Genomic DNA, 25592 nt, shown 5'->3' with positions numbered 1-25592 from the left:
CTCTCACAATTCGCGCCGCAGCAGGCCGAGCGACGGCGTATCCGCCTCGGCGCGACGGCTCTCGGTCCCGGGCCTCAGCAGCCCTGCCCCGCGCAGCGGGGAAAAATTCCTGGCCGGCCAATCCTTCGGCGTGACATCGCTGGCCGCGCGCGCCGCGGCAGCCGCTTCCTCCGCCGTGCAGATGCTGGCGACATAGGACGGATCGTTGCCGAACACCGCGCCGCGCCGGGCGAGCTTGTCGTATTGCAGCGGCAGCGTGTTGCGCACTCCCGCGAGGCCGAGGCCACCCTTGGCGTCGATCGATATCATCTCGTTCATGCACATCTTGCCGCGCTCGACGCACAGATTGAGGATGGCGCCGTAAAGGCCGGGATCGACGGAGGCATAGTGGCGGACCGGCTCGTTCTCGCTCGGCTTTTCAAGGTCGAGATAGTTTTCGCGGCTGAGCGTCGCCGGCGCGGTTCTGGCCTGCGTCACCCACTGATCGAAAGCCTGGTCGGACAGGCCGTGGAAGGCAAAGCGCATTCCGGAAAAACCGGCGCCGCTGTAGTTGGCCGAGAAGCCGCTATAGGTGCCAGGCCGGTTGATGACGGCGTGCAGCTTGGTTTCCATCGCCGGCATGGCATAGATCTGCCCGGCAAGGGCTGGAATGTAGAAGGAATTCATCACCGCCGACGATGTGATGCGGAAGTCGATCGGCTGGTTGACCGGCGCCGCCAGCTCGTTGACGGAGGCGATGCCGTAATCCGGATAGATGAAGAGCCATTTCCAGTCGAGCGCCACGACCTCGACCCGGAGCGGCTTGTGCGCTTCAGTGACCGGCTGGCCGGGTTCGATCCGGTCGATGCGGCGGTACGGATCGAGCAGATGCGTGCCGAGCCAGGTCAGCGCGCCGAGGCAGATGATGATGAGCAGGGGCGCCGCCCAGATCACCAGTTCCAGCTTCGTCGAATGATCCCAGTCCGGCGCGTAGGTCGCCGCGGCGTTGGATTGCCGGTAGCGCCAGGCGAAGAAGACCGTCAGCGTCATGACCGGGATGATGATGACCAGCATCAGCAGGGTCGAGACCACGAGCAGGTCGCGCTGCTGGGCCGCGACGTCGCCGGCGGGCGCCAGCACGACCAGATCGCAGCCGCTCAACAGCCCGGCCAGGGGGAACAGAAGCAAGGCTCCAAATCGTTTCATCAAACGCTGCCCTCGAATGACCGCCCCAACCGTTCATGTTGCAGTGCGGTATCGATCCAAGGGCTACTGCTCGCGGCGCTGTGGTAACATTGGACAATTTGTCCAATGCCCAGCAGGCATGGCTTTGGCGCAGTGTGCAGTGCACAATAGACCCCCCCCGGGGGAATCCCCGGAATTGGGTTCCGGACAGTTCATTCCACGCGGTGGCGACGGATAAGATGGCTCAGACTTCGACTGCCGAAACAAACAGCGAGCTGATCGGCTCGCATCATGGCCAGGTCAGCGCGGGCGATATCGCGGTCGGCGTGATCGTGGGCAGGACGTCGGAATTCTTCGACTTCTTCGTCTATGCGATCGCCTCCGTCATCGTGTTTCCCAAACTGGTGTTTCCGACGCACGATCCGCTCGTTGGCACGCTCTATTCCTTCTGCATCTTCGCGCTGGCCTTCGTCGCGCGCCCGTTCGGCTCCGTGCTGTTCATGGCGATCGACCGCGCCTATGGCCGCGGCGCGAAACTGACGATCGCGCTGTTCCTGCTCGGCACGTCGACCGTTGCCATCGCGTTTCTGCCGGCCTATGGCGACATCGGTGCGGTCGCGGTGTGGCTTTTGGCGCTTGCCCGCATCGGCCAGGGGCTGGCACTCGGCGGAACATGGGACGGACTGCCATCGCTGCTGGCGCTGAACGCGCCGCAGAACCGGCGCGGCTTCTATGCCATGATCCCGCAGCTGGGCGCGCCCATCGGGCTCATCGTGGCAAGCTCCCTCTTCGCCTTCTTCGTCGCCAATCTGTCGGCCGACGACTTCTTCTCCTGGGGCTGGCGCTATCCCTTCTTCGTCGCCTTCGCCATCAATGTCGTGGCCCTGTTCGCCCGGCTGCGCATCGTCGTCACGCCTGAATTCTCGAAATTGTACGAGAGCGGCGACCTGCAGCCGACGCGCATCAGGGACACGATCCGGGCCGAGGGCCACAACGTCGTTATCGGCGCCTTCGCGCCGCTGGCGAGTTTCGCCCTGTTCCACATGGTGACGGTGTTTCCGCTTTCCTGGGTGTTCCTGTTCACCAATGAGGGGCCGGCACGCTTCCTGATGATCGAGGCGGTGAGCGCGCTGTTCGGCATTGCGGCCATCGTCGCATCGGGGCCATTGGCCGATCGCGTCGGACGCCGTGCGCTGCTCGGCGGTTCGGCGATCGCCATCGCGACCTTCAGCGGCTTTGCCCCACAGCTTCTGGATGGCGGCGCCCTCGGCGAGGCGCTGTTCATGGTGCTGGGCTTCATCCTGCTGGGGCTGAGCTTCGGGCAATCGTCGGGCGTCGTCGCCTCGCGCTTTTCCCGGCAGTATCGCTATACCGGCTCGGCGATCACCTCGGATCTGGCGTGGATGTTCGGTGCCGGCTTCGCGCCGCTCGCCGCCCTGCTGCTGGCCGGCAATTTCGGCCTCATCGCCGCCGGCGCCTATCTGCTGTCGGGCGCTGCCTGCACGTTGCTTGCCCTGTGGATCGACGGGCGCCGTCCGGCCGCGGACCGTCAGCCCGACTAGATCGTTTCACTGTTTCATGGAAACGGCGAACCGCTCTAACTCTTTGTTTTGACGCAATTCCCTAAGGAAAGCGCTCCGCGCTTTCCTGGGAAAGCCGCTCAAACTTTTCCTGGATTGCTCTAGCCGCGCTTCGGAATCTGGATATCCTCCAGCAGAAGCGTCAGCGCCATGGCGACGACGTAAAGCGCCGCCACCCAGATGAACATCACGTTGAAACCGCTGGAATAGTGGGCGAGCACCACGTCGCGGACCGCGGCCGGCAGGCTTGACGCCAGATGCGGGTTCAGCCCGGTCAGGCCATCGGGCAGCAGAGCGGCGGCATCGGCGGGAAGCTCCGAAGTCTGCCGGTTCAGGGCCCAGGTCATCACCGCGCCGTTCAGCGCCAGCCCCAGCGATGCGCCGATCGTGCGCGCCTGGGTGATCAGCGACGTCACCGCGCCGATATCCTGCAGCGGAGCGGCGGCCTGGATCGCCACGATCAGCACCTGGAACTGCAGGCCCATGCTGATGCCGAACAGGCCCATCATCCCCGCCAGCACCCAGATCGGCGTGTGCGAATTGATGAAGACAAAACCTATCATCAGCAGCCCGCCAATACCCATCGCCACCACCGGCATCCATTTGTAGCGGCCGGTCGCGGCAATCACCCGCCCGGCCACGATCGAGATGACCATCGAGGTCAAGGAAGCCGGCAGGAACAGGAAGCCGACTTCGGCCGGACTAAGCCCGGTCAGCGTCTGCATGTAGAGCGCGAAATAGAAGAACATGCCGAGCGTCACCGATCCGGCAACCACCGACACGCCCGAGACGATGCGCACCGTCGAGGAGCCGAACAGCCGCAAGGGCACGATCGGCTCCTCGGCCCGCCGCTCGACCAGGATGAACGAGGCGATTGCCGCCAGCGCGACGACGGGCAGCGCCAAGGTGAGCAGGTCCGGTCCGGCGGGGTCGAGCACATGATAGCCCCAATAGACGATTGCCGTGGTGCCGGTCGCCAGCAGCAAGCCGCCCAGATAGTCGATGCTGTGCCTCGTCTCGTTGAACCGGCTGCGCATGGCGAACGCCAGGATCGCCAGCACGACGATGCCGATCGGCAGGTTGACCAGGAACACCCAGCGCCAGCCGAACAGGCTGGTTATATAGCCGCCGGCCAAGGGGCCGAGGACCGACGACAGCGCGAACACCGCCGAACTGTAGCCCTGGTATTTGGCGCGATCGCGCGGCCCGAACAGTTCGCCGATCATGGCAAAGGCCGAGACCATCAGGCCGCCGCCACCGATGCCTTGCAGGACACGTGCCGCGATCAAGCTCTCCATCGACCATGCCATGCCGCAGACCAGCGAGCCCAGCAGGAACAAGGCGATCGCCGTCAGCACCACGTTCTTGCGGCCGTACATGTCGCCGAGCTTGCCGTAGAAGGGCGCGACGGCGGCGGTGGACAGCAGGTAGGCGGCGCCGACCCAGCCGAACAGATGCAGATTGCCGAGTTCGCCGGCAATGGTGGGCAAGGCGGTGACGACGATCTGCATGTCGATGGTGGCCATGAACATGGCGATCAGCGCGCCGGAATAGACGACCAGCGTCGTCATGTCGGGCTTGGCCCCGGCCTCTGCGGGCGGCGCATCCGGGAGGGTCGAGTCGATGCTCATGGGTGTCTCCGACATTCGCGGGCGGTTTATGTGCCCACAGCAGATATATGTCAACATCAAATATATGCTATTAGCATGCAATTGACATCGGCATATATTTTTGCTAGCGCGCTGTGACATGAGCAGCAACGACACCGGGCCGGACAAGCCCGACCGATTTTCCGCCCCGAGCCAGATGCATGGCGATCAGGATCTCGCCGATCTGGCGCGCAGCAATGGCCTGTCCGAAGCGGCCGCCGAGGCCGTCGCCGCCATCGATGCGGTGTTGAACAAGGTGCGCCGCTCCATCCAGCGCCGGGACTTCGGTCGCTTGATCCTGGCCCGCATCGACCCTTCGCTGGAAGTGAGCCATCTCGATGTGATCATCGCCATTGCGCACAATCCGGCCGTCGGCGACGCGCCGCAGGACCAGGTGACGGTCGGCAACATCGCCGAGCGCCTGGGGATCGACCCGTCCCGCGCCAGCCGCATCTCGGCCGACCTCGTCGAGCGCGGCTACGCCTTGCGCGTCGCATCGCAACTCGATGCCCGTCGCATCTGCCTCAGGCTCACCGCCCGCAGCGAGCGCCTGGTGACGGCGGTGCGCCAGACCAAATGGCGGATTTTTGCCGAGTCCCTGGCGCAATGGGACGAGCAGGAGCTGGTGACGTTCGCCCACCTGCTGGAACGCTTTGCCGGCTTGGCCACGGACGATGCGAGCATGCGCAGGTCGGCGGATGCGGTGAAGCAGATAATGGACGAGGCGGAGCCGGTGTAGGCTGCCGGGTTTCAGCTTGCGCAACCCGCACCTTCGACGTGCTGGGCCGGTTGGTCGGCCTTACCGACACCAGCGGCTCGGCCTGGACCTACACCTACGACATGCTCGGCAACCGGCTGTCGGCATCGGATCCCGATCTCGGCACCTGGACCTACACCTACGATGGCGCCAACCGTCTGGTCAGCCAGACCGATGCCAGGGGCACGGTCACCAATCTCAGCTACGACCAGGTGGACCGGCCGACGCTGAACACGGCAACCGCTTCTGGCGGCACCCCCGTTGTGCTGACCCAGAACGCTTACGACCAGGCGGCTCCAAGCTATTGGTACAATATCGGCCAGCTCACCACCTCGACCAATGCGGCGGCGACGCACAGCTACAATTATGACGGGCTTGGCAAGCTTGGCCGGCATGACACGACCATTGCCGGCCTGACGCACATCACGGTCGATATCCACGACAGGTCCGGCCAGACCATCCTGAAGAATTACCAACCGGGCGACCTGTGGTTCGGCACCTGGACCAACCCCTTGCAATACACCGCCGGCAACAAGCTCTACTCGGCACCCGGCTTCACCACCTCGACCATCTACGAGGCCGATGGCCAGACCAAGGAGATCACCTACGCCAACGGCGTGAAGACAAGCTTCACTTATTCGCCGACACGCCGCTGGGTGACGCGCATCACCACCTCGAAGGGTGCGACCGTTCTCCTCGATGAGCAATATGCGCGTGACAACCTTGGCCGCATCACCGGCACAACGGGGCTGACCGCCTCCGACAGCTGGACCTATGTCTATGACAATGCCGACCGGCTAACCTCAAGCACCAATCGGGGCAACACCGGCTTGAGCGAAAGCTTCGTCTATGCCGCCAACGACAACATGCTCTCACGCACCCGCGTCGCCGGCAGCTGTGTCTACCCCTCGGCGAGCGCGGCTCGTCCGCATGCACCAATCTCTGTCGGCGCCAATGCGATGGCCTATGATGCCAATGGCAACCTCACCTCGGACGGCAGCCGCACGCTCGCCTGGGACGAGGCCAACCGGCTGAAGACAGTCAGCCTTGCCTCCAACACCGTCAATCTTGCCTACGGCCCTGACGGCGCCCGCGCCAAGAAAACATCGAGCTTTGCCACGACGCTCTATCCCGACGCCGATGTCGAGATCAATCCGGCGACGCCGGGCGCGGAGATCTACACGCGCTACCCCCATCCCGACATCAAGGTGGTCGGCACGACCAAATACTTCCTGCACCGCGAGCATCTGGCCTCGGTGCGCCTGGTCACCGACATGTCGGGAGCCGTGGTGGAAGGCAACAGCTACGCCACCTATGGCGAGAGCCTCAACACCGGCTTCCAGACGCAAAAGTCCTATATCGGCGAGCGCTTCGACGCCGAGACGGGGCTGCTCTATCTCAATGCCAGGTATATGGACCCGGTGCTGGGGCGGTTTATTTCGCCGGATGATTGGGATCCGACGCTACCGGGTGCTGGGACCAACCGGTATGCCTATGCGCAGAACGATCCTACCAACAAGAGTGACGCGAATGGTCATCTTGTGGGTGTAGACGACGGAATAGCGGCAACGATTGTTGGCGGGCTTATGTTGGCGGAAGCATATCGTGAATGCAGTTCCTGTCATCAAGCTTTGGCTAAAGCGTTGGCCTCGCCTCCTTCGTTAAGCCTTGCGAACTTGGCTAAGATGACCGTATTTGGTCTCCCAATGGCGATGCTAACGGGGGAGGAAGCCAAACCATCCCCTAGTGAAGCAAGACGTGGCCCGGACGTGTCAATTCACGGTGTTGGGCAAAGCGACTGGGGCAACAAAGGCGCCCATGTAAGTGTGGACGGAATAAGGGGGAACAAAGGCCCTATTGAGATCGGGATTACAGTTGGCCCAAACGGCAGTTGGCAACTCGATGGCGCCCGAGCCAAAGACCGCAACAACCCCAACATAGATAAAGCAAAGAATGCTGTCGATGGTTGGCTCAAAGATCGCGACAACCTTTCTAAGCTTGGCGAAAAGGCCAGAAAAACGGCAGACTCCTTGAGGGGTGATCCGAAGGTTAGGGGAGCAAGAATTGATGACATAGAAGCCGTTGCCGACAAAGCAGAGCATGACGCGGCAGCAGCTGGGCAGGGCGATAACAACGGTGGTAACGGCGATCATGGCGGCAACCAGAATAATGACCAACAGCAATAAACTTTTTACTCAACTAAAAGAATCAACATTTTGGAAATTACTTAGAGGAGAGGTTGTATATAACCTTGACGGGCTATCTACGCCTCAAACTATAAACGAAAGTCTTGGACCGGACCCTTTCTGGAATGAGATGGAGAGCCTGATGTGCTTCGATGATGTCGAAGTAGGGCTCGATGAGACGAAAGACCGATCCTCCGCGCGTTACTTTGGTTTATATCCTGGAAAGACAGATAATAAGAAAATAAAGATGCCAGGAAAAGAAGAAATAAGATCAGATAATTTGAGAATGGAAACTGTTTTGTGGTACCTCATAGATCAATCTGTTCCATTCTTTTATGACAAAACCTTTGACAGCGAATCCGACCGTGGAATTCGATTCCATGATGGCGGCACCGCTCACTTCTACAAAAAAAACGAGGCATTCTACTTAGGATCCGTTTTTTTGAAAAAGATATAATGAATTCGAATTACGGTGACAGTGCACTTTTTACCCTGTTCGCTTGGCTATCGCCGCGTTTAGATTAACCGCATGGCCCGCCTTGCCCGCATCGTCGTTCCCGATTTGCCGCACCACGTCACGCAACGCGGCAACGGGCGGGCCAAAGTATTCTTCACGCCCGAGGACTATGCGCTCTACAAGACCCTGCTGGTCGAGCATTGCCGTGCTGCCAATGTCGGCATCTGGGCATGGTGCCTGATGCCGAACCATGTGCATTTGATCCTGACGCCTGCCGATCCGAACGGAATTGCGGCGACAGTGCATTTATTGCCAGACCGTCTTGACCACTCGAGCTGCTAAAGCCACGCCACCTCTGTAGTCCAAAGCAGTGCCGGACGAGACCAATCTGCTCTGCTGGAGCGCAAGCGTCCCCATCGATATCCCGATCGCTGACGCTCCCACCCTACCCCAGCAGCCTGTCCCCCTCCCCCCACCTACCCTGTGGATAGACCCCAAACACCGCCATCATTCCCGACATCGGCCTGCAAGAAGCCCTAGACTGAAGCCCTTGGGGAATCGGGTGGATGTCGAGCAAGCCGAGTCATTGCGTCGTGTTGTTCACGCTGCTGGCTGTTGCCGGCTGCACCTCCGCGCCGGGCAAGGACTTCTTCACCGAGACCATCGACAGCCTGCACGCCAAGAACTCGCCGCTGCGGGCGGGCTATAGCGGGCCTGCCGCCGTCACTTCGGCGTCGAGCGCGGCACAGCGCTTCAACGGCGCGCAATATCAGGGCACTGGCCAGTTCGTCTCGTCGGGCGCGCCAGTCACCAAGGTGACGAGCGACGGTTCCGGCAAGTTCGAGCTCAACCTGGTCAACGCGCCGATCGCCGACGCGGCCAAGGCGGTGCTGGGCGACGCGCTGCACCTCAACTACATCGTCGACCCGCGCGTGCAGGGCACGGTCACGCTGCAGACCTCGCAGCCGGTGTCGCAGGATGCGCTGGTCGATATCCTGCAATCGGCGCTGGCGGTGAATGCCGCCGGCATCACCAGCCGCAGCGGCACCTACCAGATCGTGCCGCTGTCGGAGATCATGGCCTCGACGCCACCAGTCAGCGTGCCGTCGACCTCGCCGTCCGGCCCCGGCGTCAAGGTGCAGGTCCTGCAGCTGCAATTCATCGCCGCCGACGAGATGAAGACCATTCTGGAGCCGATCACCCGCCAGGGCTCGGTGCTGCGTGTCGATTCCACCCGCAACATCATCACCGTCGCCGGCAGCGACAGCGACCTCAATGCCATCCGGGAAGCGGTTTCGGTGTTCGATGTCGACTGGATGCGCGGCATGTCGGTGGCGCTGCACCCCTTGAAGACCTCCAAGCCGGAAGCGGTCGCCGCCGAACTCGATTCGATCTTCGGCACCAAGGACGGCCCGGGCGCCAAGCTCATCCAGTTCATCCCCAACGACCGGCTGAATTCGGTGCTGGTGATCACCTCGCGCCCGGCCTATCTGGCGCGCGCGGCGACCTGGATCAACAAGCTCGACAGGCTGGCCGAGACCAATGAAAGCCAGCTCTTCGTCTACCAGATCCAGAACCGGCCGGCCAAGGAACTGGCATCGGTGCTGAGCTCGGTGCTCGGCACCACGGTGAAGACCGAAGGCCAATCGGGCGGCTCGAACGTGTCGCCCGACCAGACGCCGATCGCCATGCAGTCGGACGGCGTCACGCCGGCGCCGCTGACCGGACCCTCGCCCTCGCTGCCTCAGCAAGACAATGACGCGCCCGCCCATGCCACTGTCGTCGCCGATGTCGAGAACAATGCGCTGCTGATCCAGACCACGGCGCGCGACTACCAGCGCATCGAGCAGATCCTGACCAAGGTCGACGTGCTGCCGACGCAAGTCATGCTGGAGGCGGTGATCGCCGAGGTCACGCTCAACGACGACCTGAAATACGGCCTGCGCTGGTTCTTCGAGAATGGCGGCACCAAGGTCTCCGTGACCGACGTCGCCAAGGCCGCCGCGGCGGCCACCCTGCCCGGCTTCAACTGGAGCTATGCAACCGACAACATCCAGGTGACGCTCAGCGCGCTTTCCAAGATCACCGACGTCAACGTCATTTCGGCGCCGACCATCATGGCGCTCAACAACCAGAAGGCGATCTTGCAGGTCGGCGACCAGGTGCCGATCCTGACCCAGCAATCGCAGGACACCGGCAACGGCAGCGCGCCGATCATCAACTCGGTCCAGATGAAGGATACCGGCGTCATCCTGACGGTGACGCCGCGCATCAACAATGCCGGCAGGGTCATGCTCGACATCCAGCAGGAGGTCAGCAACGTCACCAAGACAGACAGTTCCGATATCGACTCGCCAACCATCCAGCAGCGCAAGATCCAGACGCGCGTGCTGGTCAATGACGGCGAGAGCCTGGCACTGGGCGGCCTCATCCAGCAGAACAACAGCGTCGACCGCAGCCAGGTGCCGATCCTCGGCGACATCCCGATTTTCGGCAACGCGTTCAAGCAAAAGGACGACACCATCAGGCGGACCGAATTGATCATCTTCATCCGGCCGCATGTCGTGCGTGATATCAACGAGGCCCGCGAGGTGACCGACGAATTCCGCGGCAAGATCAGCCTGCAGACGCCGATCCAGAAGCGGCGAGGCGGCACCAAGCTGCAGCAGGATCTGAAGAGGCTGGCGTATTGACGATGGCCACGCACCCTTCTCTCGTGCTTGCCGCCACGATCGCCCTGGCGGTCGTTCTCGCCGCCATTTCGATTACCGATTTCCGCCGGCAGATCATACCGGACGGGCTCAACCTGGCGCTGGCCGGCATCGGCCTTTCCTACCAGCTGGCGGCGGATGCCGAGAGGGTGCCGGTGCAGATCCTCTTCGCCGCAGCGACTTTCGCCGCTGCCTGGCTGCTGCGGCGTGGCCATTTCCTCATGACGGGCCGCATCGGCCTCGGCCTCGGCGACGTCAAGATGCTGGCGGCCGCTTCATGCTGGATCAGCCCGCTGCTCCTGCCGGTGCTGCTGTTCATCGCCAGCGCCAGCGCTTTGCTGTTCGTCGGCGGCCAGGTGGTCGCGACAGGGCCGGCGGCAGCGCGAGCCCGCGTCGCCTTCGGTCCGTTCATCGCCATCGGCCTCGGCGCAAGCTGGGCGCTGGAGCAATTTGCAGGTCTAGACATGGGACTGCTCTGATGATGCGCTTTCTTCAACCCTCCGAAAAGCTTCAATCCTCCGAAAAAATGGGCCGCGCTCGCGACGATCGCGAAAGCGGCTTCACCCTGGTCGAGCTTCTGGTCGTGCTCGCCATCATCGCGCTGATCGCCACGCTGGCGGCACCACAGGTGCTGCGCTATCTCGGCGCGGCCAGGACCAATGCGGCCAAGGCGCAGATCCGCAACATCGAAAGCGCGCTCGAACTCTACTATGTCGACAATGCGAAATACCCGACCTCTGAAGAAGGACTCAACGCCTTGGTCGCGCAGCCGGCCGGTGAAACGCGCTGGAACGGGCCTTATCTCAAGGGAAGCACCGGCCTTAAGGATCCATGGGGCAGGCCCTACTCCTACGAAGTGAAGGCCGATGCCAGCGGCGTGGTCATCCGCAGCCTTGGCAAGGATGGCAAGCCCGACGGAACCGGCGAGGACCAGGACGTCACCAACTGACGGCGGGTGGTGAGAGCGCGCTCAATTCGTGCGAGGGGGGCCGGCCAGATCGAGGCGGGCAAACCCTCGCGATGAATAGGCCGCGCCATCGCGCACCACCGAAAGGGTGAAGCGCACGGCGGCGGGCAGTTGTCGCGGGGCATTCCAGCCCGGCAGCCACGATGGGGGCGCCAACGCGTTGTCGAGATATTCGAATTTCATGGCACTCACGCCGCCGATCAGCCGCACCGGTTCGCTCGACACCGCCGCGCCGGGTTTGCTGCCGCGCCGCGTTTTCTGGACGATGGCCAGCGCCGCCCCCGTCTGGCCTCCGTCGGCAACCGACACGCTGATCTCGCGCAAAGCCGAGGATTTGAAACCGATCGCCTGAACGGCATTGAACTCGATCCGGGCACCATCGCCGCTGAGATAGAGCACCTGGTCCGGCGACGATTTCGACAAGGGCAAAGGCTCGGCATGGCTTATCGCCGTCTCGAGAAACCGCGATGCGGCGTCAACCTCCATCTGGAACTCGGTCGCCTTTTCGATGCGCATCATCGTTCGCGCCTGGCCGAGAAAGACCATCATCAGCGATGTGATGACGCCGATCAGCGCCAACCCCACCAACACATCGATGAGCGCAAAACCCGCCACCGGAGCCGAGGGTTGCGGATGCGCATTGACGCCTGATGAAGCGGCGCCTGCAAGATTGCGGCGAACGGAGCGGGCCTTCGTCCCAGTGCGGGAGAACGGCCAACTCATGGCGCGGCCGGGCCTTGCGCGGGCACAAAGGTCAGAAACGGCGCGCTTGGAAACGCGCCGCCCGGCTTCTCGATGAGAACAGCGGTCACCTTCGCTTTCGCGACGTCTATCGTGCGGGTCTTCAGGGTCCAGCCGGGTTGCGCCGCGGTTTGTGCCCGGGCCTCGTAGTCGGCCAGCATCATGCGAACCGTTCTGGCCGCTTCGACCTGGCGCTTGGCCGCGGCAATGCTGCGGCTGGCCAGCACGATCGACTGGCTGGCGATGCCCAGCACCAGCGCCAGGATCGTCATGGCGACGATCATCTCCAGGATCGAGAATCCGTCTTCGGATGAGGATCGGGGCGATGGCCCGGTCACAGCAGGGTTCGCCATGTCGGAAGCCCTGTCAGCCAGTTGACCCCGATGCGCGCGGTCCGGCCTTTTTGCTCCAGCGTGATGTCCATGCCGGAAGCGCGGCCGTCGGGAAGGAAGGTCAACACCGTCTGCCGGTCGGCGACGACAGTCTCCCGGCCGGTGATGACGGTCATTTTAACATCGTCCGGCAAGGCCAGACTGTCTCGTTCGCCGAAACGGATGAGACGGCTACCCAGATCGACAAGGACCTGCCGCGGCCGCGCGGTGGCGATCGCCGAGGTGCGCGACAGGCGCAACCGCATGGTGATCTCGCCGGCCACCGTTTCCAGGCTCTTGGTGCGATAGTGGCTGACCAGCCCCGGTGCGGCGATGGCCGCGACAAGCGCCATGATCGCCAGCACGACCAGCATCTCGACCAGGGTGAACCCTGCCGTCGCGTGTGCCTGCGTTTCGGCTGCGGGAGCGGCGGTCATTGCAGCGCCAGATCGTTGATGGAGAGGATCGTCGTCATCACCGAAATGACCAGGCTGCCGACGAGAAAGCCGAGTGAGATCGTCAGCGCCGGCGTCAACAGCTTCAGCACGGTGTCGATCCGTCGCGTCAGCGTCAGCTGAAGCATTTTCGCGGCGCGATCCAGCACCACCGGAAGCGCATTGGCCTCTTCGCCAAGGGAGACCAGCGACATGGTCGCGTGATCGAAAATACCCGCCTTGACGATCGCGCCGTGCAGGCGGGCGCCATTGGCGACATTGTCCTCGATCGATGCAAAGCTTGCCGCCAGCGAACTCTGCCTGGAAACATTGGCCGCAAGGCCAAGCGCCTCGGTCATCGCCACGCCATTGCCGAGCAGCAGCGCAAGCGTTTCGAGATAACGCGCGATCACCGCGTCCCTGACCAGCGCGCCGATCAGCGGGATCCGCAGCAGCCAGTGCGAAAGCCGTCTTCTGGCGCCGGCGGAACGGGACAGCAGGAGATAGCAAAGCAGGCCGAGCACCGCCGCCAGCGGGAAAACGAAGGGGTAGTCGCGGAACACCGTGCCGAAGGCGGAAAGCATGGTCATGGTGAACGGCTTGGGGGCGGATGAGCCCTCGAAGATCGGCTCCAGCGCCGGCACCAGGACCGTTGCCAGAATGACGAGCGCCCCGCTCATGACCAGGAGCAGGAAGGCCGGATAGGCCAGCGCCTCGATGATCGCGGCGCGGCGCTTGGCCGTCGCCTCGAACGTGTCCGCCAGCCGCTGGCAGATAAAGGCCATCTTGCCGCTGCGCTCGCCGCTGGCAAGCAAGGCGGCAACGTCCGGCGTGATGCCCGGCAGTGCGGCAAAGGCTTCGGCGATCGGCCGGCCGCCGGTCGTCAGGTCGAGCACCGATTGCAGTTGCTGGCGCCGCTGCCGGTTGGCTTCGCCCGAAATGACCGCGCCCAGGGCGCGGTCGACCGTGAAGCCGGCGTTCAGGAGAACCGAAAGCTCGGAGAACAAGCGGCTGAGGTCGACCCTGCGGGTCAGCGTCAGCGCGCTGCGGCCCGGCAGGCGAAGCTGCGGCCTTTCGCTGTTCACGGGTGCAAGATGATAGGACCGGCGACCCTGCTGCGCCAGTTTTCGGGCGGCGTCCTGTTTGGTCGACGCATCGAGAACGCCGGCCTCCGTCGAGCCGTCGGCCAGGTAGGCGCGATAGGCGAAAGCCGGCATCAGTCACCTCCCGCGAGATCGATGACACGGCGGACCTCGTCCATCGTGGTGACCTGCGATCGGGCAAGCGCGGTTGCGTGGACCGACATCGGCACGAGATCGTCCTCGGCGGCAATGCGGCCGATCTCCATTTCGCCGGCGCCCTGGTCGATGAGTTCGGCGATCCGCGGCGACACTTGCAGCATTTCATAGGTCACCGTGCGCCCGCTGTAGCCGGAGCCGTTGCAGGTGCGGCAGGCCGGACCGGTCTGCTCGGCACCCCGGCAGGTCGGGCAGATGCGGCGCAACAGCCGCTGCGCGATGACGCCGCGGATCGTCGCACCGAGCAGATAGCCATCGATGCCCATGTCGCGCAGGCGCGTCAGCGCGCCTGCGGCACTGTTGGTATGCAGTGTCGAGAACACGAGATGGCCGGTCAAAGCCGCCTGGACCGCGACCTGCGCCGTCTCGCGGTCACGGATTTCCCCGAGCAGGATGATGTCGGGATCCTGGCGCAGGATCGAGCGCAAGGCAGCGGCGAAGTCGAGGTCGATCGCAGGATTGACCTGCAGCTGAGTGATGCCGGCCATGCGGTACTCGACCGGATCCTCGACGGTGAAAATCTTGACGTCCGGCCGCGAACGTTCGGCCAGGATCGAATAGAGCGTCGTCGTCTTGCCACTACCGGTCGGCCCGGTGATCAGCACGATGCCATTGGCCGCTTGCGACATGGAGCGGATCTTCGCCTGCGCAGCACCGTCAAAGCCAAGCTTCTCCAGCTTCAGTTCGACGCCGGCGCGATCGAGAATGCGCAGCACGATGGCTTCGCCGTGGATGGACGGAATGACCGAGACGCGCAGGTCGACGTCACGGCCGCGCACGGCAATGCGCATGCGGCCGTCCTGCGGCAGGCGCCGTTCGGCAATGTTGAGCCGCGACAGGATCTTGATGCGGGTCGAGATGCCGGACAGCATCGCGATCGACGCGGTGTCGACGGTGGACAGCATGCCATCATGCCTGAAGCGGATGCGGACATGGTCCTCGAGCGGCTCGATGTGAATGTCGGTGGCTCTCGCGTCGACCGCCTTGTGGATGGTCTCGGCGACGAAGCGCACGATCGGCGCCTCACGGGCGAAATCCTTCAAGCGCTCGAGATCGTCAGGGCCGAAATCCAGGATTTCACCATTGCCGCCGCCATTCGAAACGGCGGCCAGCGCCGATTGCTCGATGCGGTCGATGCATTCGGCGATCATGCGCCTTGGCAAGATGCGCAGCGCCAGGGTCCGCTCATAGTGAAAGGCCAATGCATCGATGGTGGCCGAGGAGAAAGGATCGGCCACGGCGACGACCAGCCGTTCGGCGTCCATCTGCAGCGGCAGGATGGCGTTTTCCCTGAGATAGGCCAACGGCACGCTTGCCAGCATTTCGGGACTGACCTGTTCGGGGATCTCGACCGGCATCGGCGCTTCGAGGTAGCGGCTGAGGCTGCTGGCTAGCTCCTGCTCGCCGATCAGCCCAAGTTCCGTCATCACCGTATCGAACGGGTGTCCCGATGTTCGCGATGCTCCCAAGGCGCGTTGGGCGGCATGCGCGCTCAGCACTTTCTCGCCCTCGAGAAAGGCGAGAAACGCCTCGATCCCCTTCGTCTGGGCGGAAGCGTTCATGAGCTCCATCCCTTCAGGATCTGCGCCGCCTCGGTGCCGAAAAGCACCTCGCAGCCCGCGGCGCTGCCGGCGACTGGCGGCAATGCGCCGCCTTCGATGGCCGGGCTCCGGGCGACGCGGGAGAATGCCGCGCCCGTCCGAGATTTCTCGATGATGAACCCGGCTTCGCCAGTAATCGCGGAGCCGTCCCGCCTCACCACCACGTCGACCGTGTAGGCAGATGCATCGGCCTCCGCCTGCACGACCGAAGCGCTGGAGCCGCTTGCAAGGGCTGCGCGAAGCCGGCTTGGCGCGCGGTCGGCGCTGATCGTACCACGCTTCGAGTTGACGGTGAAAACGCCATTCAGGATATGCAGCGGTATCGACGACAGCGCTGAAAACTCCTGCAGTTCGGACACGGATTCGAACGGCGCCTGCTTGTCCTCGGCCGGCCCGACGGCGCTTCTCGACCGCGGCAGGTCGGCGAACAGCTTGGCGTTGTCGCGAAACCGGATCGCGGCCTTGGCCAGTTCGGCCGATGTCTGCTGCTCGAAGCCGAACGCCGCAAAGCCAATCTCCAGCAGGCGGTCATCCGCGGCGTTGAGATCGATCAGTCCGCCATGATCCTGGACGCGCACGGTGAAGCTATATTCTCCCGACCGGCATGATGTCGGTGTGGAATCCAGCGGAAACTTTTGCCCGCCGGCGCCGCCGGTCAATGTGCTCGCGACCACATTGCCTAGGCCTTCGGCCAGCAGCGCGAGGCGCTCCTGTTCGACCTCGCTGTTGGCGATCATCAACCGTGTCTTGGCCGTCACGGCAAAGGGGACGACGATCGCCGAGACGATCAGCATGAAGATCAGCACGGCAACCAGCGAAAAGCCGCCGCGGGCGCTTTCATCCCGCGAGTTGGTGCCCGCGCTGTCATGGGGGGCGCGGGCGCTCATAGTTGCGGTTCGCTCGGGGGTGGCGGCGCATTCACGGGTGCCGGGACATTCTTCCATGGCGGATAAAGCGGGATGCGCGCCAGCTTGCCATCCCGCTCCAGCACGGCCTGATCCTTGTCGATCGCCGACACCCTCCAGCCGTCGACGGTGTCGCCACTGCCATACCAGACCGCGGCTTCGCTGCCGGCGACACGCAGCAGCGCCTTCGCCCCGCCGCCGTGAATGCTGATGCCCAGCAGCGATGGGGCAACCGCCGGTGGGGCTTCGGGTGGCGGCGGCGCCGGCGCCGGCTCGACCGGGGCAACAGCAACCTCGACCGGCGGCGGCGCAACCGGCGGGGGCACGAATTTCCGGCGTGTCGGCGTGAACAGCGGACGCTGGAACGTCTCGCTGAAGTCGCCGGCTTCGGGAAATTGCAGCGATCCCGCGACTGAGACCGGGCCGCCATCATGCCCCTTGCCGGAAGCGACGGGCGTGATGTCGACAGGCGTATCGTAGAGCGCGACATTGACGAAAGCGATGGCCGCGATCACAGCCGCAATCGCCAGGCCCGCGAACTTCCCGGTCATGGCTTGACCCCGGCGGGCGCCATCGGTGTTTGCAGCGGCCCGTAAAACAGGATCTCGGCGAAAATCTCGGGATCGCCGGTCCGCCCTGCCGCCGGCCCAACATCGGTTGTGCGCAAGGTGGCCTCGCGGATGAACAGCACCGGCAGCGACGTCTCGATGGCGAGAATGGCGTTGTGGATGCCTTCCAGCGGCCCCGAAAGATTGGCCCGCAGCCCGATGAAATCGACGCCGGCTTCGCTGAGCACCGGTGCATTGCCGGCAGACAGCACGCTGACCCCATTGGCGGCGGCGATCGCGTTCAGCCGGGTCTGCAGCCCGCCGCGGATGATCGCCTCGCTGCCGCCGGTGAGAAATTCGGGATTGGCCGCCGCTTCCGGACTGGCGGCGCTTTCGAGGCGCTTTGCCAGGGCGGCCACGCTCTGCAGCTGGCCGAGAAGCTCGCGCTTTTCCGCGATCCCGGCCTGCGCGGAGGCGACGCTGTCGAACGCCGCGAACACCACCCAGGCAAGCACGCAGGCCGTGACCGCGGCGATCGCCAGCGCGATCAGGCGGCGGATCGTCGGCCTCGTGTTGAGGATGGCGGAGAGCATCGTCAGAGCGCCCCGATCTTGGCCGAAATGGTGAAGTGCTCGCCATCCTGACCGGGAACCTTGACCACCGGCGAGGCGAATTCAGGCGCCGAAAACAGTGGCGAGGCGTCGATCGGCTGGATCAGTTCGGCGGCCGAGGTGGAAAAGCCTGAAATGGTCAGGTCGTCGCCCTTGGCCGAGAGATCGGTAAGCCAGGCCGTGTCGGGCAGCAGATGCGTAAGCTCGGCCCAGACGCGCACCAGCGACGCCGTCGTCTTCTTTTCCTGGCGGATCTTTTCGATCCGCTCGATGCCGGCCTGGCGCTTCTGCAGCGAGGCGCGCGCCGCCTTGGCCAGCACCTGCGCATCGGCGATCTGCGTATCCAGTTCGGCCTCGGCCTGCCAGGCGCGCCAATGCGCGTGCGCGAAGGTCACCAGCACGGCCCCGGCCAGCACAGAAAGGGCCGCAATCCAGGCGGTCCTGGCACGCCGGTCACGCGCTGTCGGCGGCCAGATGGCGGCGAGGCTCAGCGGATCGGCGCGCAGCGCGTTTTCGGGCTGCGACAGCGATAGGCAGCGAACCGACCCGCCGGCCCGGCGGACCGCGTCCAGCACGGCGGCAAGCGTCTTGGCCTTGACGACATGGTAGGCGCTGTCCTGTTCCGCCGTCGCGGCGAAGACGACATGCACCTGCGCCGGGTCGATCGGCGTCGCGGCCATAAGGTCGAGTTCGGCCATGTCGCGCGCCTGCCGAACCGGCAGCCGCCGCGCCGCCAGATGGCGGGTCAGGAACAGGCCTGGCTGGACCCTGATATCGAAGCTCGGCCGCGCGCGCCGAGACCCGCCTTGGAGCAGTGCCAGGATCTCGTCGGAGGAAGCCGTCAGCGCCAGAGGGATCGACTGGAACTCCGGCGCCTTGGCCTCGCGCACGCGAATGCCGTCATCCGCCAGGCTGACGATCCAGTCGGCGTTGGACGCTTGCTCTTTCCCGGGAACAACCCGCGTCCAGACCCCTCGCAGCTCATCGAGCCACCAGTCGAAAAAATCCAGAAATTGCGCGTTGAGTGTCGCCACAATCAACCACCCGCCGCCCCGGCTGATTCTCAACCGAGGTTCAGGCTGAGACTACTACAGATGCTGGTGCGATGCGGATATTTGCGAAGGCGCGGGAGAGGGATTAGCCACAGCTTTTGTTGGAGCGCCAAGAGATAGCGAGAGCTATGTGTCTTCCATCGGAATGGCAGGCCTACAATCTCGAACAACCCGAAGCCGGCAAGCCACCGGCGCGAACCAGGGTCAATTTTCACTTCGCCGACAGCGCACCGCTTCCAGGCTGCGGGACCACCCGGCTGGCCTTCGGCCATTCAGTCAGAGCGAGTCGTAAACGGCGTCGATCAACATCTTGCGGCGTGGGTCCATGTCGTCAAAACCCAGCATGCGGTTGGTGACATAGCCGAAACCGACGCCGGCACCGGGATCGGCAAAGCCGATGGCGCCGCCCCAGCCGGTGTGGCCGAACGTTTGCGGCGATGCACGGCCGGCATAGACCGGATCTTCCATCTGATAACCGGCGGCGAAGGCAGTGGGGGCGGCGAAGCTTTCATCCATGCCGCGAACACGCTGACGCGCCGCCGCTTCGATTGCCGCGCGGCCGATCAGTGGATGGCCCCCCAGACGCCACCGGCTGCCATCATGCCGTAAATACGCGCCAATGCGTGCGCCGTCGACTGGCCATTGCCGCCCGGCACCTCGGCGGCGCGCCAGACGCGGTCGTTGGGGGCCAATGCACGGGGCGCCGGATTGTCGCCTGCGTGGGGAAATGGCGAGGCGCGGACAAATTCGACCCAGTCCGAAGCCCCCGGGCCTTCGATCATCTCGGCGACCCTGGATTCCTCGCGGTCCGGCAGACCGACATGAAAATCGGCACCGAGCGGGCCTGCTATCTCTTGCGCGATGAAGCGGCCGATGCTTCGCCCGTCGACGCGTCGCAAAACTTCGCCAGCAAGGTGGCCATAGGTAAGCGCGTGATAGATGCAGCGGCTGCCGGGCTCCCATAGGGGCGGCATGGCGGCGAGCGCGTCGACAAAGGGCGTCCACGCGAACATGCCCGCTTCGTCCATCGGCACGGCAAGACCATTCAGCCCGGCCTGGTGCGACATCACCTGGTCAAGCGTGATGCGCTCCTTCCCGCCGGCCGCGAATTCCGGCCAGTAGCGGGCAATGGGTGCGGCATAGTCCAGTCTGCCGCGCTCCACCAACATTGCGATCGCCAGCGCGACGACGCCCTTGGTGGAGGACCAGACATTGATCAGCGTGTCCTGCCGCCACGGACGGGTTCGCGCGGCATCCGCATGACCGCCCCACAGGTCAACAACGGTCTTGCCGTGGACCACGACGGATACGCCTCCGCCATGTTCCAGCCCTTGGGCGAAACACTCGGCGAATGCCGCGCGCACGGCGCCAAAGCGCGGATCGCAGATACCATCCATGTTCATGCGTGAACTCTCACCAGGCTGATATGACGGGATGCCGCCGTTGACCATTCTGGCTCGGCGGGAACCCGCCAGTCCAGCGAATTGCCGACACTCAAGATCGTCGCCCACATGATGCGACCCGAAAATCATGGCAACCAGGGCAATCGACGGGCCGGCTCAGGCCTACTGCTTCACCGAGGTGGAGGTGCCCCAGGTATCCGACAGCACGTAGCCTTGGGGATAGGGATCGGTCGGATCGAGATAGTAGCTGTGCTCGCCGGTGATCCAGGCCCGGCCGGTGATCTCCGGAACGATCGCCTTGCGCCCGGCGATTTCCGCCAGCTCCACGATCCTGCCGGTGAAGCGCGAGCCGATGATCGATTCATGGATCAGCACGTCGCCAACGCCCATCAAGCCGCGCGCCTGCAGCACGGCCATGCGGGCCGATGTGCCCGTTCCGGTAGGGCTGCGGTCGGAGCGGCCCGGCGAGACGATGCAGGTGTTGCGCGTGACATTGCCCGGCCCCTGGAACGGCATGGCGAACTGGACGATCGACACGCCGCGCACATGATCGAATTGCGGATGGACGACATCGAGCTGCTCGCGCGCGGCCCGCCTTATCTTCTCGCCGGCCACCGCCAGTTCGCGCGCCTCGTCGGGCGCGACCGAGAAGCCAAGCGCCTTGGCATCGACGATGGCGTAGAACATGCCGCCATAGGCGATGTCGACGGTGAGCGTTCCGAGCCCTTCAACCTCGATGTTGGCATCCAGGCGGTCAACAAAGGCCGGCGCGTTGCGCAAGGTGATCGAGACGCATTTGCCGTCGCGGCATTGGGCGCGCACCTCGATGACGCCACCCGGCATGTCGAGCTTGAAGCGCGTCTCGGGCTCCTGCATCGGCACCATGCCGGTCTCCAGCAGCACCGTGGCGACGCAGATCGTGTTGGAACCGGACATCGGCGGATATTCCGTCGGCTCCATGATGATGGCGCCGGCGGCGCAATCCTCGCGCGTCGATGGAACGAGCAGGTTGACGTGGCGCGCGACGCTGCCGCGCGGCTCGCAGATCAGCATGCGCCTGATATGGTCGTGATCGCGCTCCATCGTGATCATCTTGTCCATCATCGTGCGGCCAGCCGGCGGCAGAACACCGCCGATGATGACGTCGCCGACTTCACCTTCGGCATGGCAGCCGACGACACGAATGCTGGTTTTGCTGCGCATTGCTGTTCCTGCGTTTGTCCCTGCCGGCCACGACTATTTTGCTTGGCAAGCCGTGCCGCTTCGGGACAAACTGATCAATCCGCGTGCAAGCCTCAAGGAGAATCCGAAATGACCTCTAATGTTTTTTCCGGCTGCATGCCGGCGTTGATGACCCCGTGCACGCAGGACCGCCAGCCCGACTTCGACGCGCTGGTGCGCAAGGGACGCGCGCTGATCGCGGCCGGCATGTCGGCCGTCGTCTATTGCGGCTCGATGGGAGACTGGCCGCTCCTGACCGACGAGCAGCGCATGGAAGGCGTCGAGCGCCTGGTGAAGGCCGGCGTGCCGGTGATCGTCGGCACCGGCGCGGTCAACACCGCCAAGGCCGTGGCGCACGCGGCGCACGCCCAGAAGGTCGGCGCCCGGGGCCTGATGGTGATCCCGCGTGTTTTGTCGCGCGGGCCTTCGGTGACGGCGCAGCGCCATCACTTCAAGGCAATTCTTGCCGCCGCGCCTGATCTGCCGGCGGTCATCTACAACAGCCCCTATTACGGCTTTGCCACACGTGCGGACCTGTTCTTCGCCCTTCGCGCCGAACATCCGAACCTCGTCGGCTTCAAGGAGTTCGGCGGCCCGTCGGATCTGCGCTACGCGGCGGAAAATATCACCAGCCGCGACGATGAGGTCGCGCTGATGATCGGCGTCGACACCGCCGTCTTCCACGGTTTCGTCAATTGCGGCGCGTCCGGCGCCATCACCGGCATCGGCAACGTCCTGCCGAAGGAGGTGCTGCACCTTGTGGGCTTGAGCCAGGCGGCGGCCAAGGGCGACGCCGAGGCCCGCCAGCGCGCGCTGGAACTGGACGCCGCGCTCGCCGTGCTGTCCTCCTTCGACGAAGGCCCCGACCTGGTGCTCTATTTCAAGCACATGATGGTGCTGAAGGGTAATCCCGAGTACCTGCTGCACTTCAATGAGACGGATGCCCTCACCGACAGCCAGCGCGGCTATGCCGAGGCGCAGCTCAAATTGTTCGACAGCTGGTATGCCCAGTGGTCGAGGCAACCCGGCGTGATCGCAAGGTCCGCAGCCTGACCCGGCAGGCGCGACAGGCGGCCATAGTACGGCCGCCTTTGCATTGCGGGGCTGAGCAGCCGCTGTCTGACTTAGTGCCTGACCATCCCGGCGTCGACATTCAGCGTCTGGCCGGTGATCCAGCGCGCATCGTCGGAGGCCAGGAACGAAACCACGTCGGCGATATGTTCCGGCTGCCCCTTGCCCTTCATCGCCTGCAGCATTTCGACAAAGCCGAACGCCTCGTTGTGCGGGCTCGCCTTGACGCCGTCGCTCTCGATCAGGCCAGGCGTCACCGCGTTCGCCGTGATGTTGTATTTGCCGAGTTCGGTGGCGAGCGCCCGGGTGAAGCCGATGACGCCGCCCTTGGCCGCGACATAGGCCGCCATGTTCGGCGTGCCGGCAAAGAAGGTGTTGGAGGCGATGCTGATCACCCGCCCGGCCTTGCCAGCCGCGCGCATCTGGTCCGTACCCGCGCGGGTGACGATGAAGGTCCCTGTCAGATTGACGTCGATGATCTTGCGCCAATGGTCGAGATCGACGTCGTCCCAGGCGACGAACGGCACGATGCTGGCATTGTTGACCAGGATATCGACGCCTCCGGTCAGTGCCTGGATTTCGGCGAAGAGTGCCTTGACCGAGGCCGGATCGGAAATGTCGGCGGCGATCGCCCTCGCCTTCCCGCCGATCGACACGGCGGCAGCCTTGGCGCCTTCGGCGTTGATGTCGCTGAGGATGACGGTTGCCCCGTCGGCGGCAAGCCGCGCGGCGATCGCCTTGCCAATACCCTGTGCGGCGCCGGTAACCAGGGCCGTCTTTCCCGCAAGCCGTTCAGTCATGAAAATGCTCCCTCAATCCGTATCTGTTGATGTCTGTTCAGGCGTCGGCGTCGATAACAGCCAGCGCCGCCTCGATGCCTTTGCCGATCGCGAGTTTCTGGCCAGCCGCGTTCACGGCGCCGCCAAGTGCCGTCAGCGCCGCGATCGCATAGATCGGCTGCGCCGTCGGCCCCATATGGCCGATCCGCGTCAGCTTCCCCAATGTCTCGCCGCGGCCCGACGAAAACACCACGCCGTAGCGGGCGCGCGCGGCCTGGCGAAGCGCCGTCTCGTCGACACCATCGGGGGTGCGGACGGCGGTGGTGGTCGGCGACGCGATGCTGTCGCTGGCCGCCCAGATCGATAGGCCCATCGCGGTGACGCCCGCGCGCATGGCCTTGGCGGTGAGCGCGTGGCGCGCCCATACAGCCTCAGGCCCCTCATTGAGATAGAGGTCGAGCGCGACGTCGAGCCCGTTGATCTCCGAGACCGACGGCGTGAACGGAAACGGCTTGTCCCTCGACCAGGCAGTTTCCCAGTCGACAATGCTCAGCATCGATGCGCGCGGCGCCAGGGGATTGGCCTTCATCTTGCCCCAGGCCCGCTCGCTGACGCCCATCATTGTGAGGCCGGGAGGGGCACCCAGGCATTTGTTGGGGCCGGTGACATAGATATCGGCCTTGCAATCCTCGGGATGCGTCTTCATGCCGCCAAAGGACGAGACCGCGTCGACGATGAGATAGCCGCCATGTGCCGAAACCAGCGCGCCGATGGCGTCGATCGGGTTGATGGTGCCCGACGGCGTGTCGTGATGACAGACCGACACGATGGTGATCTCCGGATGCGCCTTGAGCATGTCGGCGACCGCCTGCGGATCGATAGCCTCATTGTAGGGCACTTCAATCTCGAGCAGATGCGGCGAGTACCGCTTCGCCCAGTAGCCAAAGCCCTTGCCGTAGACGCCCGAGGCAAGATTGAGCACGACATCGTCGGGCGCGATCAGCGACGCCGCCGCCGCTTCGAGGCCGAGCACCGGTTCGCCATGCAGGATGACCGGCTTGTTCGACAGCCGCATCGCCTTCTGCGCCTTGTCGACCACACCCTCGTAGAAGAGCTGGAACGCAGGATCGTAGTCGTAGAGCACCGTGCGGCCGAGGCCGCGCAGCACTTCTGGATAGGCGTTTACCGGACCCGCGGTCAGGGTGATGACCGGATCGGCATGATCGGAATAGCGCATGGTGTTGTCTCCGGATTGGCGGCGGTCAGCCGTAGAATTGCGTGCCGGTCCTGTAGGTCTTGAAGTTTTCCATGTCGTGCGAGTACATCAGCTCGGCGCCATGGTCCTCGGCGAGCTTCTTCACCTTGCGCATCGAATTGACGCCTGCCACCGGGTCGATGTGGAAGGCAGCCTGGCACAGCGTCTCCAGGCTCTTCTGGGTGTAGGCGGCGTCGATGGTGAACATGATCGGCTTGCGCTTGGGGAACTCGACCAGCAGGCTGTAGTGGCCGATCGAATGGCCGGGCGTCGAGATCAGCTTGACGCCCTTGGCGAGATCGACGTCGCCGTCGATGCCCTCGAAGGTCGAGTTGGCGCGGGTCGTGCCTTCCAGCAGTTGCGCCGTCGCGCCTCGCGCTTCGGCGGCCTCCGCCGAGAAGCTGAGGTCCGAATAGCCGAGATGTTCGAAAGGCTGCGGATTGCAGGCCTGCGGCACCTCCGAGCGATGGCAGATCTTCTTGGCATGCGGAAAATACTTGTTGCCGCCGCAATGGTCGAAATGGAAATGCGAGTTGACGACGACGTCGATATCCTTCGGCTCGAGGCCGAGCAGCGCAAGCGCGCCGGGGATGGTCTGGTGCTTTTCCTGGATCGGCTTCTCGAAGGGCAGCACCTTCATGACGTGATCGTAGTCGTAGCCGGTGTCGATCAGGAACCGGCCCTCGGCATGCTCGATCAGAATCGAATAGACGGGGAAGCGCACTTCGCCGCCAGGGCCTCGGTTCCAGAACACGTGGTAGCCGTCGAGAACGAGCGAGCCGCCGTCGAGCAGGTAGACTTTGGTATCCGACATTCTTGCCTCCTGTTTGG

At 64.1% G+C, this 25592-nt stretch carries 26 protein-coding genes; 9 read left to right on the top strand and 17 right to left on the bottom strand.

Annotation, left to right across the window (positions count from 1 at the left end):
• Positions 1-3: 3 nt before the first annotated feature.
• Positions 4-1185, bottom strand: coding sequence for a ubiquinol oxidase subunit II (gene cyoA / locus ACLGL5_RS14990; RefSeq protein WP_494372931.1), 1182 nt, complete (start codon positions 1183-1185; stop codon positions 4-6).
• Positions 1186-1403: 218 nt separating this feature from the next.
• Between cyoA and ACLGL5_RS14985 the strand changes: the two genes are divergently transcribed.
• Positions 1404-2726 (top strand): MFS transporter, encoded by a 1323-nt coding sequence (locus ACLGL5_RS14985; protein ID WP_069091408.1) that lies wholly within the window; start codon positions 1404-1406, stop codon positions 2724-2726.
• Between the two features lie 119 nt (positions 2727-2845).
• Here ACLGL5_RS14985 and ACLGL5_RS14980 read toward each other — a convergent pair whose 3' ends face one another.
• Entirely contained in the window at positions 2846-4375 is a 1530-nt protein-coding gene (locus ACLGL5_RS14980) for an MDR family MFS transporter (RefSeq protein WP_083246627.1), read from the bottom strand.
• A gap of 118 nt (positions 4376-4493) precedes the next feature.
• Here ACLGL5_RS14980 and ACLGL5_RS14975 point away from each other — a divergent pair, with 118 nt between their 5' ends.
• The 7 genes from ACLGL5_RS14975 to gspG all read left to right on the top strand — a co-directional run bounded on the left by ACLGL5_RS14975 (position 4494) and on the right by gspG (position 11453).
• Positions 4494-5132, top strand: coding sequence for a MarR family winged helix-turn-helix transcriptional regulator (locus ACLGL5_RS14975; RefSeq protein WP_069091407.1), 639 nt, complete (start codon positions 4494-4496; stop codon positions 5130-5132).
• Positions 5133-5182: 50 nt separating this feature from the next.
• On the top strand, positions 5183-7336 hold the full coding sequence (locus tag ACLGL5_RS14970) for an RHS repeat-associated core domain-containing protein (RefSeq protein ID WP_069091406.1): 2154 nt from the start codon (positions 5183-5185) through the stop codon (positions 7334-7336).
• Positions 7320-7793 carry a hypothetical protein gene (locus ACLGL5_RS14965; protein ID WP_171903265.1) on the top strand — a complete coding sequence of 158 codons (474 nt, stop codon included), beginning with the start codon at positions 7320-7322 and terminating at the stop codon, positions 7791-7793. The genes ACLGL5_RS14970 and ACLGL5_RS14965 overlap by 17 nt, the downstream gene beginning before the upstream one ends.
• Before the next feature lie 72 nt (positions 7794-7865).
• On the top strand, positions 7866-8135 hold the full coding sequence (locus tag ACLGL5_RS14960; RefSeq protein WP_069091405.1) for a transposase: 270 nt from the start codon (positions 7866-7868) through the stop codon (positions 8133-8135).
• A 224-nt stretch (positions 8136-8359) separates the two neighbouring features.
• Positions 8360-10486, top strand: coding sequence for a type II secretion system secretin GspD (gene gspD / locus ACLGL5_RS14955; protein ID WP_069091404.1), 2127 nt, complete (start codon positions 8360-8362; stop codon positions 10484-10486).
• Between the two features lie 2 nt (positions 10487-10488).
• Positions 10489-10983 (top strand): prepilin peptidase, encoded by a 495-nt coding sequence (locus ACLGL5_RS14950; RefSeq protein ID WP_069091403.1) that lies wholly within the window; start codon positions 10489-10491, stop codon positions 10981-10983.
• Entirely contained in the window at positions 10983-11453 is a 471-nt protein-coding gene (gene gspG / locus ACLGL5_RS14945) for a type II secretion system major pseudopilin GspG (protein WP_245307093.1), read from the top strand. Before ACLGL5_RS14950 ends, gspG begins: the two co-directional genes overlap by 1 nt.
• Before the next feature lie 21 nt (positions 11454-11474).
• On the opposite strand, the gene ACLGL5_RS14940 is transcribed toward gspG, so the two are convergent.
• The 12 genes from ACLGL5_RS14940 to ACLGL5_RS14885 all read right to left on the bottom strand — a co-directional run bounded on the left by ACLGL5_RS14940 (position 11475) and on the right by ACLGL5_RS14885 (position 21638).
• Positions 11475-12194 (bottom strand): general secretion pathway protein GspJ, encoded by a 720-nt coding sequence (locus ACLGL5_RS14940; protein WP_083246625.1) that lies wholly within the window; start codon positions 12192-12194, stop codon positions 11475-11477.
• Positions 12191-12565 (bottom strand): PulJ/GspJ family protein, encoded by a 375-nt coding sequence (locus tag ACLGL5_RS14935; RefSeq protein WP_069091402.1) that lies wholly within the window; start codon positions 12563-12565, stop codon positions 12191-12193. Before ACLGL5_RS14935 ends, ACLGL5_RS14940 begins: the two co-directional genes overlap by 4 nt.
• Positions 12547-13020: a GspH/FimT family pseudopilin gene (locus ACLGL5_RS14930; protein ID WP_069091401.1), complete on the bottom strand. Its 474-nt coding sequence runs from the start codon at positions 13018-13020 to the stop codon at positions 12547-12549. The genes ACLGL5_RS14935 and ACLGL5_RS14930 overlap by 19 nt, the downstream gene beginning before the upstream one ends.
• Positions 13017-14234, bottom strand: a complete 1218-nt coding sequence (locus ACLGL5_RS14925; RefSeq protein ID WP_069091400.1) for a type II secretion system F family protein — start codon at positions 14232-14234, stop codon at positions 13017-13019. Before ACLGL5_RS14925 ends, ACLGL5_RS14930 begins: the two co-directional genes overlap by 4 nt.
• Positions 14234-15877 (bottom strand): GspE/PulE family protein, encoded by a 1644-nt coding sequence (locus ACLGL5_RS14920; RefSeq protein ID WP_069093319.1) that lies wholly within the window; start codon positions 15875-15877, stop codon positions 14234-14236. The genes ACLGL5_RS14925 and ACLGL5_RS14920 overlap by 1 nt, the downstream gene beginning before the upstream one ends.
• Complete coding sequence (locus tag ACLGL5_RS14915; protein ID WP_069091399.1) at positions 15874-16803, bottom strand: hypothetical protein; 930 nt, start codon at positions 16801-16803, stop codon at positions 15874-15876. The genes ACLGL5_RS14920 and ACLGL5_RS14915 overlap by 4 nt, the downstream gene beginning before the upstream one ends.
• The gene (locus ACLGL5_RS14910; protein ID WP_069091398.1) at positions 16800-17372 is read right to left on the bottom strand and encodes a hypothetical protein; all 573 of its coding nucleotides are present in this window, start codon (positions 17370-17372) and stop codon (positions 16800-16802) included. Before ACLGL5_RS14910 ends, ACLGL5_RS14915 begins: the two co-directional genes overlap by 4 nt.
• Complete coding sequence (gene gspM / locus ACLGL5_RS14905; protein WP_069091397.1) at positions 17369-17962, bottom strand: type II secretion system protein GspM; 594 nt, start codon at positions 17960-17962, stop codon at positions 17369-17371. The genes ACLGL5_RS14910 and gspM overlap by 4 nt, the downstream gene beginning before the upstream one ends.
• A gap of 2 nt (positions 17963-17964) precedes the next feature.
• Positions 17965-19014 carry a PilN domain-containing protein gene (locus ACLGL5_RS14900; protein WP_069093318.1) on the bottom strand — a complete coding sequence of 350 codons (1050 nt, stop codon included), beginning with the start codon at positions 19012-19014 and terminating at the stop codon, positions 17965-17967.
• A 294-nt stretch (positions 19015-19308) separates the two neighbouring features.
• The gene (locus tag ACLGL5_RS14895; protein WP_348628529.1) at positions 19309-19596 is read right to left on the bottom strand and encodes a serine hydrolase; all 288 of its coding nucleotides are present in this window, start codon (positions 19594-19596) and stop codon (positions 19309-19311) included.
• A complete protein-coding gene (locus ACLGL5_RS14890) occupies positions 19596-20435 on the bottom strand; it encodes a serine hydrolase domain-containing protein (protein ID WP_280949016.1) in 840 nt (279 codons plus the stop codon). Before ACLGL5_RS14890 ends, ACLGL5_RS14895 begins: the two co-directional genes overlap by 1 nt.
• Before the next feature lie 162 nt (positions 20436-20597).
• Positions 20598-21638 (bottom strand): proline racemase family protein, encoded by a 1041-nt coding sequence (locus tag ACLGL5_RS14885; protein WP_069091396.1) that lies wholly within the window; start codon positions 21636-21638, stop codon positions 20598-20600.
• A 108-nt stretch (positions 21639-21746) separates the two neighbouring features.
• Between ACLGL5_RS14885 and ACLGL5_RS14880 the strand changes: the two genes are divergently transcribed.
• On the top strand, positions 21747-22709 hold the full coding sequence (locus tag ACLGL5_RS14880) for a dihydrodipicolinate synthase family protein (RefSeq protein ID WP_069091395.1): 963 nt from the start codon (positions 21747-21749) through the stop codon (positions 22707-22709).
• Positions 22710-22780: 71 nt separating this feature from the next.
• Here ACLGL5_RS14880 and pldH read toward each other — a convergent pair whose 3' ends face one another.
• The 3 genes from pldH to pldA are packed head-to-tail and all read right to left on the bottom strand — an operon-like array spanning position 22781 to position 25575.
• A complete protein-coding gene (gene pldH, locus ACLGL5_RS14875; protein ID WP_064986367.1) occupies positions 22781-23527 on the bottom strand; it encodes a pyridoxal 4-dehydrogenase, SDR-type in 747 nt (248 codons plus the stop codon).
• Positions 23528-23564: 37 nt separating this feature from the next.
• Complete coding sequence (gene ppaT, locus ACLGL5_RS14870) at positions 23565-24743, bottom strand: pyridoxamine--pyruvate transaminase (protein ID WP_019860083.1); 1179 nt, start codon at positions 24741-24743, stop codon at positions 23565-23567.
• Between the two features lie 25 nt (positions 24744-24768).
• Entirely contained in the window at positions 24769-25575 is an 807-nt protein-coding gene (gene pldA / locus ACLGL5_RS14865; RefSeq protein ID WP_019860084.1) for a 4-pyridoxolactonase, read from the bottom strand.
• Between the last annotated feature and the right edge of the window lie 17 nt (positions 25576-25592).

Source organism: Mesorhizobium sp. U510, from assembly GCF_059180695.1.
This window is presented reverse-complemented; position numbering and strand designations above follow the sequence as displayed.